Raw genomic sequence first — 11,919 nt, forward strand, 5'->3', positions numbered from 1 at the left:
ATCGCGCTGTCGTCCGCCACCGGGATGCTGACGGCTGGCGTGCTCGTCGCGTCGCATGCGGGCGTCACGCGCACGATCCGCGGCGCCGTCGAGCGGGCCCGGGTGTGGTGCGTGATGCGGCTGCTCGCGCCCGTCCTGTGCCGGGTGCTCGGCTACATGCCGGGCCGCCGGATCGGCCTCGGCGAAGACCTGCCGCGCACGGTGATGCTGCAATGGAGCCGCTGGACGACCCTGCCCGGCTATTTCCTCGACGACGCAACGATGGATGCGCGCCGGCGCATGGCGCGTGTGCGGGTGCCGCTGCTCGTGCTCGGCTTCGACGACGATCCGTGGGCCAATCCGCGCGCCATCTCCATCCTCGTGCAACCGCTCGTCAATGCGCGCATGGAGCGGCGCCAGGTCGCCCCGCGCGACGCCCGCCTGCCCGCCATCGGACACATGGGCTTTTTCCGCCGCCAGTGCGCGCCCACGCTCTGGCCGCAGGTGGCCGACTGGCTGCTGGCGCACTGCCCCGTTAAGGAAACGGCGCGATGACGGCAGCGAAAAAACCGCCCCGTTTCGTCTTCTTGCTGAACCGCGCGCAGAAAGTGCTGCAGCGCTGGATCGAGACGCGCCCGCAAGCCTGGGACGGCATCAGTTCGGCGCAGGCGGGCCTGCTGTTCCTGCTCGCGTCGCGCGGGGAGCCCGCCACGGTCGGCGACATCGCGAAGGGACTGCAGGTGGCGCCGGCCGCCGTCACGAACCTGTCCAAGCGGATGCAGGCGGCCGACCTGATCGAGCGCGTGGATGACGACGCAGACCGGCGCGTCACGCGCGTGCGCCTGACCGCGCAGGGGCAGGACGCGAGCCGCCAGGCCCACGCCATGCTGCGGGACCTGAACGCGCGCCTGACAGCCGGGTTCACGCCGGACGAGCTGGATGTCGTCGCGCGCTGGCTGGCGCAAGTCGCCGAACTCGAGCGCGACCTGCCGGGTGGCTGAACAGGAGGACAAGCGTCACGCGCGCGACCGCACCGGCATCGTGTACTCGACGTCGCCCGGCACCACCGACAGGTCGACCCATCCCTGGCGCCAGGCCTCTTCCAGGTCGCGCTCGATCGGCTCCAGCGTCGCCGGGGCGCCGTCGGGAAAGCCGAGCACGCCGCACGCGCAGTTGCGGCCGCGCGCCTTGGCCTGGTACAAGGCCATGTCCGCGAGATTGACGACCTGTTCCCAGGTCAGCGCCGTCCCACCGAGCGCCACTGGAAACGGCGCGAACCCGACGGAGACGCTCACAGGCACGACCGTACCCCGATGCTCGGCGACATGCGACGAGATGCCGTGCAGGATGCGCAGCGCCACCTCGTCCAGGCCGTCGCGCGCGACCGACGGCACGAACACGAGGAATTCCTCGCCGCCCCAGCGCACGATCATGTCGGTCTCGCGGAGTGCCAGGCGCAGGTTGTGCGCAACGGTCTTCAGCACGGCGTCGCCGGCCGCATGGCCCAGCGTGTCGTTGATGTCCTTGAACCGGTCGACGTCCAGCAGGAACAAGCCCCCAACGGTCCCGTCGCCGCCCGTGCGGCGCTCGTTGCCGGTCCGGGCCATGAATTCCTGGAAGTGGCGGCGGTTGTACAGCAGCGTGAGCGGATCGAGCGCGCCCTGCCGTTTCAATTGCTGGTTCTTCTCTTCCAGCTCGGCGTTGGCGCGGCGCACTTTCCGGTACAGCAGGCCGACGACCACCGACGCCAGCCCGAAGACGATGGCGAGCATCCACCAGATGCGTTGATGCAGCCGGCGGTTGTCCAGCTCCGCCTTCGTGGCCCGGTTCTCCTGGCGCAGCGCGTCGATCCGGCGCTGCTTGTTCTCGGCCTCGTACTTCTGCTGCAGCTCCATCAACGCCTTCTGGCGCTGCTCGTCGAAGATCTCGCTCGACAGCTTGCGCTCGCGGTTGTACGCGTCGACGGCGCCCTTGTAGTCGCCGGCATGCTCCAGCGCGTAGCCATACTCGCGCAGCACCGCCAGCAGTTCGGGCTTGTCGCCCTGCTTTTCATAGGTCGCGAGGCCGGCTTCGAAGTGCCGCTTGCCCTCGGCCAGGTGGCCTTGCCCGAGCAGCGCCTGGCCCAGGTTGACGCGGGCCGTGGCGACGTCGTTGTTGCTCCTGGCGTCGAGGGCGGCCTCCAGCGCCTGCGCGGCATACGTCTGGGCCTCGTGGAACCGGCCCTCCTTCAGGTAGCAATCCGACAGGTTGACTAGCGTGGTCGCCACCATCTGGCGGGCGCCCATGCTGCGTTCGAGGGCGAGTTCCTCGAACAGGGCGCGCCGGGCCCGCGCGAACGCTTTCTGCTCGACGGCCAGCGCGAACTCGTCGCCCAGCGCCGTCGCGATATGGCCCGGAGAGGCCATCTGCCTGGCCACGGCCAGCGCTTCCCGCTGCGCCTCCCACCCCTTGTCGAAATCGCCCGTGTTCAGGTACAGCTGCACCAGCGTGTGCAGCGCACTGGCCAGCGGGGCGGCGTCATCCTTGACGTGACGTGCCATGTCGACGGCGGCATGCAGTTTCGCCAGCGCCTCCGGATAATTGCCCTCCTCCTGGAACGATTGCCCGGCGGCGATCGTCGCCAGCACCTTCGTCGGGACGTCGTCCGTCGCCAGCGCGACCCGTTCCGCCTCGAACGCCGTCGCATGCGACGCGGCCAGTTCTTCCCGCAAATAAAGCGTGTTGGCGCGCCCGATCAGGCCTTTCGCCAGGGCGACGTTGTCATGGTTGCGCCGGCCATACGTGACGAGCTGGTCGGCCAGGGTCAGCGCATGCGTCAGGTCACCGATGCCGCGCTCGGCGGTGCTGTAGTGGTACAGGAATTCCGTCCGCAGCGCCGCGGGGGCGGTGGCCATTTCCCACTCCATCGCGCGCAGCCGGCGCGATGCCTCGTCCGGCACGAAGCGGGCCATGGCGCCGATGTCGCGCAGGCGGCGTGCCTGGGCGTCGTCGCCATGGGCCACGAGCGGGCACAGCAAGACCGCGGCGACGCACACGCCCCGCATGCTGGATGATGACAGTACGGAAAAGGCCATTGCACTCCTCGGGCTGGGCCGAAGGACGGTCGGCCGCTTGCCGGCGCATTATGCCTGCTGTCATCTAGAAGGTTCAACTCAACCTTGTTTCGCCATGCGCCGTGGGTCAGCGCTCCGCCAATGTCGCCAGGTAGCCGTGGATCTGCGACACGGCCGCCGCCCCCTCGCCCGCCGCCGCGGCCACGCGCTTGGTCGAGCCGGCCCGCAGGTCGCCCACGGCAAACACGCCATCGACGCTCGTCTCCAGCGAACGGGCGCCGTGTTCCGCGCGCGTGTCGGCGCCTGTCAGCACGAAGCCCTTGTCGTCCAGTTCGACGCCGCACTCGTGCAGCCAGTCGCTGTTCGGATCGGCGCCGATGAACAGGAACAGCCGGCGCACGGCGAACGCACGCTCGTCGTCGCCGTCGATGCTGCGGCAGCGCACGGCGCTCAGGCCATTGTCGTCGCCCTCCAGCGCGGCGATCTCGCGCCGCGTGTGCAAATGGATGTTGGGCGTGGCCGCGATGCGTTCGATCAGGTAGCTCGACATCGTCGCTTCCAGCCCCCGGCGTACGAGCATGTGCACCTCGGTCGCGTGCGCCGCGAGGAAGACCGCGGCCTGCCCGGCGGAATTGCCGCCGCCCACGAGCATGACGGCTTCGTTGCGGCACAGCCGCGCTTCCACGGGCGATGCCCAGTAGTACACGCCGCGGCCTTCGAACTGCGCCAGGTTGGGCATGTCCGGCTTGCGGTAGCGCGCGCCCGACGCCAGCACGACGGTCCTGGCCTGCAGACAGGTGCCGTCATCCATTTCCACTTTCAGCGGCCGCTCGTGGCACAGCAGGCGCGTGGCCTGCGCGGGAATCGCGACCTCGGCGCCGAATTTCAGGGCCTGCACGTACGAGCGGCCCGCGAGCGCGCGGCCGGAGATCCCGGTCGGGAAGCCGAGGAAATTCTCGATGCGCGCGCTGGCCCCGGCCTGGCCACCATAGGAACGCTGGTCCAGCACCATCACGCGCAGGCCCTCGGAAGCGGCGTACACGGCCGTCGCGAGGCCGGACGGACCGGCGCCCACGACCAGCACGTCGAACACGGTCCCCCGTTCGATGCGGGGCAAGGTGCCGAGGCAGCGGCCCACTTCGGCCAGGGTCGGGTTCTTCAGCACGAAGCCGTCCGGCAGCGCGACGAGCGGCCAGTCGGACTCGTTGCGCCAGTGCTCGCGCACGAGCTGGGCCGCTTCCGGGTCCGTGGCCGGATCGCGCCGCGTGTACGGGTAGGCATTGCGCGACAGGAAATTCTCGAGCTCGAACAGCCCTGCGTGGGCGTTCGGCCCGATCAGGATGGGGCCGCCCGGCTTGTTGTTGATGAGCTGCACACGGCGCAGGATGAACGCGCGCATCAGGCGCTCGCCCAGCTCGGCCTCGGCCACGATCACGGCGCGCAGGCATTCCGCGTCGAGCACGAGGGCTTCCAGCTCGCCCACCGCGAAGCCGTCCGCGAGCGGCGGCCGGCCCGACAATTGCGCCACTTCGCCGCTGAACTGGCCGGGCCCGTACTCGACGACCTCGACCCGCTTGCCGAGCGCGTCCGTCCGGCTGCACGACAACCGCCCCGCCAGCACGACGACCATGCCCGGCGAATCGACGCAGGCACGGAACACGGTGGCCCCGTCCGGCCACGTGCGGCACGTGCCGAAGCGGCGCAGGCGCTGGATGTCGTCCGCGCCCAGGACGGGATAGATCTGGTGGCCCCGCGTGGCCAGGTCGATGGCGGCGCGCGCCTCGGAATCGGGCGCGAGGCTGGCGGAGATGAGTTCGGGATCGTGTTCGGACATGGTCGGCGCCTCGTGGTGGGGTACGCCGGCATGCTAGCGCACTTCGGGCGCGATGTGGACTGGATTAATGCAGGGGTATCAGTCGCGCGATGGTACCCGGGTGAAGCGCCGCTTCAGGCGCAGGAACGGGGTTTCGAACGTCCGGTACAGCACGGAGGCCACGGCCACGGTCGCGGCAAAGGCGAGCAGCATGCCGGCGTCGTCGCCGAGGCCCGCCAGCCACGGCTTGAACTTGTCGTACACGAGCCAGAAGAAAAAGATGTGGGTCAGGTAGAGGCCGTACGAAATGCGCCCGAGGTAGACCAGCGGGGCGGGCAGGAACCGCTGCGGCGTGCCGAGCGTCGCGACCAGCATGAGCGCGGCGCCGGCCAGCACGAGGCCCCAGCCAGCCAGGCTTTCCGTCACGGTCGAATGGGGATAGTCGGCCTTGATCCCGCACACGGCCGAGGCGACCACCCAGGCGGCGATGGCGGCGATCCACAGGCCGGCCCGCGCGGCGACATGCCAGTCGGGCCGGCGGCCGCGCAAGGCCAGCGCCAGCAACATGCCGCCCGCGAAGAACTGGAAGTGCACGAAGCTGTTGGTCCATTGGCCGCTGAAGCCGGGCGGCGTGGTGAATCCGCGCGCATACCAGGCGATCACGCCGTACGACACGGCGAGGACGGCGACGTTGACCGCCACGAGCGCACGGCGTCCGAGCGAGGCGAGGAGCGGGATGACGATGTAGAACTGCTCCTCGACCGACAGGCTCCACATCGGATTGACGGGATATTCGATCCAGCCGTTGAACGTGATGTACCAGTTCCCGGCAAACAGCATGAAGAACAGCCATTTGGCGGGCGAGTCCGCGCCGGCGCCGGGCAGGACCTGGTTGAGCAGGACGAGCCCGAAAAAGACCAGGAAATACAGGGGCCAGATCCGCAATATGCGCCTGACATAAAAGGCGCGCACGTCGATGGTGCCGGTCGCGCTCCGTTCCCGCTCCAGCAATTCGGTGATCAGGAAGGCGCTCAGGAAAAAGAACACCGGCACGCCATACACGCCGATCTGCGCGAACGCATGGAACCACGGATGCCGCGCCTGGTCGATGGGCGCCAGGTCGGTGCGGTGCGTCATGAAGACGAACAGGAACGCGATGAAGCGCAGCACGTCCAGTTCGGGCCGGTAATACCGGACCCCCGCCTGCCGCGCGTCCGGCGCCACCGGCAAGTCCATCGTCGTACGGGCGTCCCGCATCGTGTCCCCATCGCAAAGTGATCGATGCGGCCGATTCTCGCCCGGTACGGCCTGTCGTCGCTAAAAAAAACGCCTCAAAAACTACAAAAAACGGCAGTGCCGGGCGGATTACCGGACCGGCAGCGCCGCGATCACGCGTTTGGCGAACTCGGCCGGATTGCCCGCATGCCAGCGCCACACGATCACGAGATCGTGCTCGGGCGACACCACGATGTCGTTGCTGCCCGCGCCCAGCGCCGCGAACGCCGTCGGCGCCAGCCCAGGCAGGTTCTTGCCCTTCGTGTTCAGCCACCACAGATAACCGTAGTCGGGCCCGTGCGCGCTGGGCGTCAGTGCCGCCTTCACATAGTCCTTGGGCACGATCTGGCGGCCGTTCCAATTGCCCTGACGCAGCCATAGATAGCCGAAGCGCGCCATGTCCCACGAATCGATCCACATGCCGCCGCCCCAGCGCGTCCCGCCGCTGACGGACGCCACGAGCTTGCCATTCATGTCCACGTAGCTGTTGGTGTACGGCACCCACTTCCACTGGTGCGACGCGCCGATCGGGTCCATGACCTCGTCCTGGAACACGTCCGGGACGGGCCTGCCGAACACGCGCAGCAGCGACAGCGCGAAGCGGTTGATGCGCACGTCGTTGTATTCGTAGAACGTGCCCGGATCCTGGAATGTGCGCGGCTTGCGCTCGCCCGCACCGAACGCGTCGTGGCCGACAAAGTCCGCGTTCTTGCCCCACATGCTGCCTTCCCACTCGGATTCCTGCTGCAGGTGGTGCTTCCACGTGATCGGCGCGTTATGCGGCGCGTCGTAGCCGCCGTCCTTCACGGTCGCGGCGACGGGCTGGTCGAGGTCCGCGATCCTGCCGTCGCGCAGGGCGACGCCGGCAACCGTCGACAACATGCTCTTCGCGACGGAATACGTCGGGTCGACGAAGTGCGTGTCGCCGAATTCCGCCACGACATAGCCCTTGTAGATGACGATGCCATTCGTCGGTGCGCGTTTCGACGGCAGCGAACCGAGCGGCTCGCCGAACGTCTGTCTCTGGTCGGAAAAGTCGCGGGCCCGCTCCGTCTCGTGCGCCTGCGCGTACGCGACGGCGTCGCGCAGCCTGGCGGCGTCGATGCCCAGCTGGCCCGGCGTCTTGTGGGCCCACTCGCCGGCCGGCGGAAAGTACGACGGCTCCGCTTTGGGCTTCGGCAGCGTGGCGGCATGCGCCGTGGCCATTGCGCACACGGCCAGCGCGAGAAGCGCGCGGCGCTTCATGGCCGCTTCACGGCGTTACCCTGCCACTGCGCGTACGGCATCCGGATCAGGCTGGAGTTGTAGTAGCGCTTCTCGCCCGTCACTTCCTGGCCGATCCAGTCCGGCTTCTCGAACGCTTCGTCCTCGGCATCGAGTTCGATCTCAGCGACGACGAGCCCGGCATTCAGGCCGAGGAATTCGTCGACTTCCCACGTGTGGCCCGCATGCTCGATGCGGTGGCGGATCTTTTCCACCTGCGGCTGCTCGCACAGGCCGTCGAGCAGCTCCGTCGCGTCCGCCACGGGGATCTCGTATTCCCACTCGCCGCGGGACGCGCCGGTGCTTTTTCCCTTGACGGTGATGACGGCCCGCTCGCCCTCGATGCGCACGCGCACGGTTCGCACGGCATCCGCCACGAGGTAGCCCTGGCGCATGCGCGTCGGGACGCCCCGCCCGCGCCAGCCTTCATGCGCCAGCAGGAACTTGCGTTCGATCTCGACGCCCATGTCAGTCGTCCAGCGATTGCAGGATCGGCTGCAGCATCGCGGCACCCAGCGCGGCGCTGCGGGCGCCGTTCCAGCCGACGTACGGGTCGGGCAGGTTGGCGTTGTCCTTGAACGGCATCTCCAGGGTCAGCGACAGGCATTTGAACGTGTGGCCGATGTACTTCGAGGCCAGGGTCAGCAGTTCCTCGTTGTACTTGCTCGCGGCATAGCCGTAGACGTTCTGGAAGTCGGGGCTGGCGGCCATGTAGCGCTCGATGAACGCGTTCTGGGCGGCCAGGCGCTCCGGCGTGAAGTCTTCCAGCATCTCGCTGCCGGCCACGAAGTTGTACGGCAGCGCCTCGTCGCCGTGGATGTCGAAGAACATGTCGACGCCCGTCTCGTGGATCTTGTTCTTCACGCACAGCACTTCCGGGCTGCGCTCGGGCGACGGCGTCATCCACTCGCGGTTCAGGTTCGCGCCGGCCGCGTTCGTGCGCAAATTGCCCCGGACGGAACCATCCGGATTCATGTTCGGCACGATGTAGAACACGGCACGCTGCAGCAGCTTGCGCGAGATCGGGTTCGAATTGTCGAGCAGCGCATCCATCATGCCCTCGACGAACCACTCGGCCATCGTCTCGCCCGGATGCTGGCGCGCGATCACCCAGATCTTCTTCTCGGCCTGCGGATTGCCGACCACGACGAGGTTCATGTCGCGGCCGTCGACGGTCGTGCCGATGTCGTGCACGCGCGCGACCGGGTTCTCCGCCACTTCACCGAGCAGGCGCAGGTGGCGCTCCCAGGTGTAGGGCTCGAAATAGGCGTAATAAATGCTGTCCAGCTCGGGGGTGTGGTTGACGGTCATGACCTGGCCGTCGAAGGATGTCGGAACCCGGAACCAGTTCTCGGTGTCGTAGCTGGCCGCCACCTGGTAGCCCTCGAAGCCCTTCGGATACGTCGCCTGGCCCGCGTTCAGGAAGCGGATCGTGCAGGCCTGGCCGCGCGCGCCCTGCAGGCGGAAGTGGAACCACTGGTGGATGTCGGCTGAAGAATCCTTGCGCAGCTTGAGGTCGATCTGGCGCGGGTCGGTGGCCTGGACGACGTCGATCGCACCGGAATCGAACAGCTGGCTGATCTTGATGGGCATGGGCGGGTTCCTCGAAAAGCGGTCAAAGACCGCATGATAGCCGAGCCCACGCCCGCCGGCCATCACTGACGGCCGGACGCTTCGACTTACGCGTCGAGGTCGATCAGGTCCTTGCTGTAGGCCAGCATGATCTGGCGCATCAGCTCGACGTTGCTGCGGTCGAGGACGACGGTGAGGTCCGGCTTGCGGTCGAGGTTGTAGGTCATGCTGATCTTGCCCGGCAAGACCTTGCACTGCACGGTGAACGCGCGCGGGATGTTCGGGTGATCCCAGTCCCACTGGGTGATCTGCGGACCGGCCGGCGGCGGCTGCAGGTTCGGGTCCTGGTTCACCGGCAGGTGCTTCAGGAGCCAGAACACGATCGATGCCGGCACGAATACGGCGACGTCGCTCGCGCCGTGTGCGGAAAACTTGGTCAACAACAGGTTGCCGACCCGGTCGCACGACATGGACATGCTCTTGACTTGACGGATGACCGCTGATTTCACGACGAATTCCTATGGGCTAAGTGGTTGAAAGCCCGAGGATTCTACCCCATCCCATTTAAGAATTGTGTTAAAGAAATGCAAAACGGGGAGCTCGTGCTCCCCGTGTGGAATCTTGGCAGAGGGACGGCACAGCCACCGTCCCGTTGCGTGGGATTACTGCTTGTTGCCCTTGGACGAGCTGCGCGACGACGAGCCCGAAGCCGACTGGCGGTTGCCATGGCTCATGCTGCCTGCGCGACGTGCCTCTTCCGAGGTGAACTCGTGGGCGGTGCCCTTCTGGTGGGCGGCCTTGCCACCCTCGCTGGCGATCTGGCGCTGACGCTCCGGATCCATCGATGCGAAACCGCGGTTCTTGGTACCGCCGCTTTGTTTGTTGCCTTGATTGCTGGATGCCATGATGTTCTCTCCTCGTTGCAGTTGAAACCGCCGCGTCCCGCGGCAGGCCTGCCGATGCCATCGGATGAGCGCTCGGTCGGAAAACATCTTAGGCATGCCGTCTAGATGAGACTATAGGAGCATTTCAGATGACTTTGTAGGACAATGTGACACAGAAAATTCACTCTCGAAACAATACTTCCAGTCGTAAATAACTCGTCGGTAATCGTCCTACATATAACCGCAACGTCTTCCTATACTGAAGTCGCTCCTGGACGCGCATCATCTCAATTCCAGATCGAAAGGAGACGACCATGGACGCGAACCAACGCAGCGAAGCGAACAACCAGACGAACAACGGCGCCAATGAAAAATGGACGCCCGGGTCCGAGGGCGCCAGCGCCGACCGCGGCCAGCCGCTCGACCACACGTATCCGCAAGGCACCGGCGTACCGCAGCAGGGCAACCAGCAACGCGACATCATGGGCGGCCAGGGCGGCGTGGGCGGCCGCGAGTATGGCGAGGATGCCGGCATTCCCGGCGGTTCGATGGACAACCAGATCAACGGCGGCTCCGGCGCAGTGCAAGGCATCACGGACAGCCACCAGCGCCAGATGGAACAGAAGTCCGGCGCCTACGGCTTACTGGAACAGGCTGTCGGACACCGTCCGAAAGACTCGGGCGTGGATCTGAACCGGCAACGCGACATGCACCGCGACGTCGTGCGCGGCAACCTGCCCGCCCAGAGTGCCGCCCAGCCAGACCTGCAAGGCGGCTCGCTCTCGGACTCGCGCGGCAACCTGCAGGCCTCCACGCACACGCAGGGCGGCGGCATGCACGGTCCGCGCAGCGAACTGCCGTCGCAGCCGCCGCGCGGCTCGATGGGCAACCGCCAGTCGGCATCGGGCTCCACGCAGGGCGGCGGCATGCCGGGACCGGGCGCCGCGGGCGGCCATGAGGCCCAGCGCGGCAACACACAGCTGGACGTGGCCGGCTCGCGCTCGATGTCGAACCAGAACTCGGACGTGGGCGGCGTGCACCAGTCGAACGACGTGGCCGGCGGCCTGCCGCGCTCGCCGGGCAACACGGGCGCCGCAAGCACCGACCGCCAGGGCTCGCAGACCGGTTCCCACAACGGCCCACCCGTGCACAAGTCGAACGATGCCGCCGGCGGCTACCCGCGCAGCCCCGGCTTCGCCAACAAGCTCCACGGCGACGACAACATGGACGACGATACCGGCTTCAAGCGCAAGCCCTGAGCCATCCTTGATCCAGATTCAAGCTCCGGGCTAGTTCCGGAACCCAGCCATTTCGCTCGCGGTCGAACCTGTCACATTCAGACCGCGAGCGAAGCATGCCAAACCAGAACGGGATTGCACACGAGCTTAGTGCCGCCTCCATACGGGCCATGGAGGCGTCATGCGCCGCCTGAACGTCCTGACGTGGCATACGCATGGCAGCTACCTGTACTACCTGTCCCATGCGCCGCACGACTTCCACGTGCTGGTGAAACCGGGCCGGCCGCCCGGCTACGGCGGCCGCTGCGGCCCCTTCCCGTTCGGCCCGAACGTCCGCGACCTGCCCGCCGACCAGGCGCGCGCGCAGGCCTTCGACTGCATACTGTTCCAGGAAGACCATCACTGGGAACGCGACCAGTACGAACTTCTCACGCCGGCCCAGCGCGCGCTGCCCCGCATCTACCTGGAGCACGATCCGCCCTCGCTGCCCCCGGACGACATCGTCGCTGACGCCCGCCGGCCGCAATGGCCGACCGACGTGCGCCACCCGGTCGACGATCCCGCCGTGCTGCTCGTGCACGTCACGCCATTCAACGACCTGATGTGCGACGACGGGCATGCCGATCGTCATGGCTTCGATCACGGACAGGCTGAGGCTGGAATAGCGGACGGGCGAGAACAGGAACCGGTACGCGGCGGCGAACGCGGGCAGTTGCGGATGGTCGACCTCGCCCAGGCCGCCCAGCTCCGTCGCGCCCATGCCGACGAGGTCGAGGGGCAGGGTCGTGCGCAGGCGGCCGAACAGGTCCGCGCCCATGCGCCGGCCGCGCCGCGCCAGGTGG

Annotated in this window: 10 protein-coding genes and 2 pseudogenes; 3 read left to right on the top strand and 9 right to left on the bottom strand. The window is 67.4% G+C overall.

Translation table 11 applies throughout. The features are described 5' to 3' along the window. Positions 1-534, top strand: a pseudogene (locus tag ACEN88_RS14435) (alpha/beta hydrolase); the annotation flags it as partial. Beyond that, positions 531-980: a MarR family winged helix-turn-helix transcriptional regulator gene (locus ACEN88_RS14440; protein WP_413340600.1), complete on the top strand. Its 450-nt coding sequence runs from the start codon at positions 531-533 to the stop codon at positions 978-980. The pseudogene ACEN88_RS14435 and the gene ACEN88_RS14440, both read left to right, overlap by 4 nt. A 15-nt stretch (positions 981-995) precedes the next feature. Here ACEN88_RS14440 and ACEN88_RS14445 read toward each other — a convergent pair whose 3' ends face one another. From ACEN88_RS14445 to ACEN88_RS14480, 8 genes are all read right to left on the bottom strand, one after another. Next, a complete protein-coding gene (locus ACEN88_RS14445; protein WP_413340601.1) occupies positions 996-3,053 on the bottom strand; it encodes a diguanylate cyclase in 2,058 nt (685 codons plus the stop codon). A gap of 106 nt (positions 3,054-3,159) precedes the next feature. Beyond that, entirely contained in the window at positions 3,160-4,866 is a 1,707-nt protein-coding gene (locus ACEN88_RS14450; protein ID WP_413340603.1) for an FAD-dependent oxidoreductase, read from the bottom strand. A gap of 78 nt (positions 4,867-4,944) precedes the next feature. Beyond that, positions 4,945-6,102 carry an acyltransferase family protein gene (locus ACEN88_RS14455; protein WP_413340605.1) on the bottom strand — a complete coding sequence of 386 codons (1,158 nt, stop codon included), beginning with the start codon at positions 6,100-6,102 and terminating at the stop codon, positions 4,945-4,947. Positions 6,103-6,210: 108 nt separating this feature from the next. Continuing rightward, positions 6,211-7,365: a serine hydrolase domain-containing protein gene (locus ACEN88_RS14460; RefSeq protein WP_413340607.1), complete on the bottom strand. Its 1,155-nt coding sequence runs from the start codon at positions 7,363-7,365 to the stop codon at positions 6,211-6,213. Beyond that, positions 7,362-7,850: a CYTH domain-containing protein gene (locus ACEN88_RS14465; protein ID WP_413340609.1), complete on the bottom strand. Its 489-nt coding sequence runs from the start codon at positions 7,848-7,850 to the stop codon at positions 7,362-7,364. The genes ACEN88_RS14460 and ACEN88_RS14465 overlap by 4 nt, the downstream gene beginning before the upstream one ends. A 1-nt stretch (position 7,851) precedes the next feature. Then, a complete protein-coding gene (locus ACEN88_RS14470) occupies positions 7,852-8,976 on the bottom strand; it encodes a M14-type cytosolic carboxypeptidase (RefSeq protein ID WP_413340611.1) in 1,125 nt (374 codons plus the stop codon). Positions 8,977-9,062: 86 nt separating this feature from the next. After that, positions 9,063-9,464: a hypothetical protein gene (locus ACEN88_RS14475; RefSeq protein WP_259452807.1), complete on the bottom strand. Its 402-nt coding sequence runs from the start codon at positions 9,462-9,464 to the stop codon at positions 9,063-9,065. A 153-nt stretch (positions 9,465-9,617) separates the two neighbouring features. Further along, complete coding sequence (locus ACEN88_RS14480; RefSeq protein ID WP_052170513.1) at positions 9,618-9,860, bottom strand: KGG domain-containing protein; 243 nt, start codon at positions 9,858-9,860, stop codon at positions 9,618-9,620. A gap of 293 nt (positions 9,861-10,153) precedes the next feature. Here ACEN88_RS14480 and ACEN88_RS14485 point away from each other — a divergent pair, with 293 nt between their 5' ends. Further along, a complete protein-coding gene (locus ACEN88_RS14485; protein WP_413340613.1) occupies positions 10,154-11,098 on the top strand; it encodes a hypothetical protein in 945 nt (314 codons plus the stop codon). 568 nt (positions 11,099-11,666) lie between these two features. Here the strand turns inward: ACEN88_RS14485 and ACEN88_RS14490 are convergent. Then, a pseudogene (locus ACEN88_RS14490) lies at positions 11,667-11,919 on the bottom strand (glycosyltransferase); the annotation flags it as partial.

The sequence above is a fragment of the Massilia sp. CT11-108 genome (genome assembly GCF_047302915.1).
Taxonomy (GTDB): Bacteria; Pseudomonadota; Gammaproteobacteria; order Burkholderiales; family Burkholderiaceae_D; genus Telluria; species Telluria orientalis.

What these genes read in the sequence shown, in the direction of transcription:
- ACEN88_RS14460 (WP_413340607.1), bottom strand. Translation starts at nt 7,365, where the DNA reads ATGAAGCGCCGCGCGCTTCTCGCGCTGGCCGTGTGCGCAATGGCCACG.
- ACEN88_RS14465 (WP_413340609.1), bottom strand. Translation starts at nt 7,850, where the DNA reads ATGGGCGTCGAGATCGAACGCAAGTTCCTGCTGGCGCATGAAGGCTGG.
- ACEN88_RS14480 (WP_052170513.1), bottom strand. Translation starts at nt 9,860, where the DNA reads ATGGCATCCAGCAATCAAGGCAACAAACAAAGCGGCGGTACCAAGAAC.
- ACEN88_RS14445 (WP_413340601.1), bottom strand. Translation starts at nt 3,053, where the DNA reads ATGGCCTTTTCCGTACTGTCATCATCCAGCATGCGGGGCGTGTGCGTC.
- ACEN88_RS14485 (WP_413340613.1), top strand. Translation starts at nt 10,154, where the DNA reads ATGGACGCGAACCAACGCAGCGAAGCGAACAACCAGACGAACAACGGC.
- ACEN88_RS14455 (WP_413340605.1), bottom strand. Translation starts at nt 6,102, where the DNA reads ATGCGGGACGCCCGTACGACGATGGACTTGCCGGTGGCGCCGGACGCG.
- ACEN88_RS14440 (WP_413340600.1), top strand. Translation starts at nt 531, where the DNA reads ATGACGGCAGCGAAAAAACCGCCCCGTTTCGTCTTCTTGCTGAACCGC.
- ACEN88_RS14450 (WP_413340603.1), bottom strand. Translation starts at nt 4,866, where the DNA reads ATGTCCGAACACGATCCCGAACTCATCTCCGCCAGCCTCGCGCCCGAT.
- ACEN88_RS14470 (WP_413340611.1), bottom strand. Translation starts at nt 8,976, where the DNA reads ATGCCCATCAAGATCAGCCAGCTGTTCGATTCCGGTGCGATCGACGTC.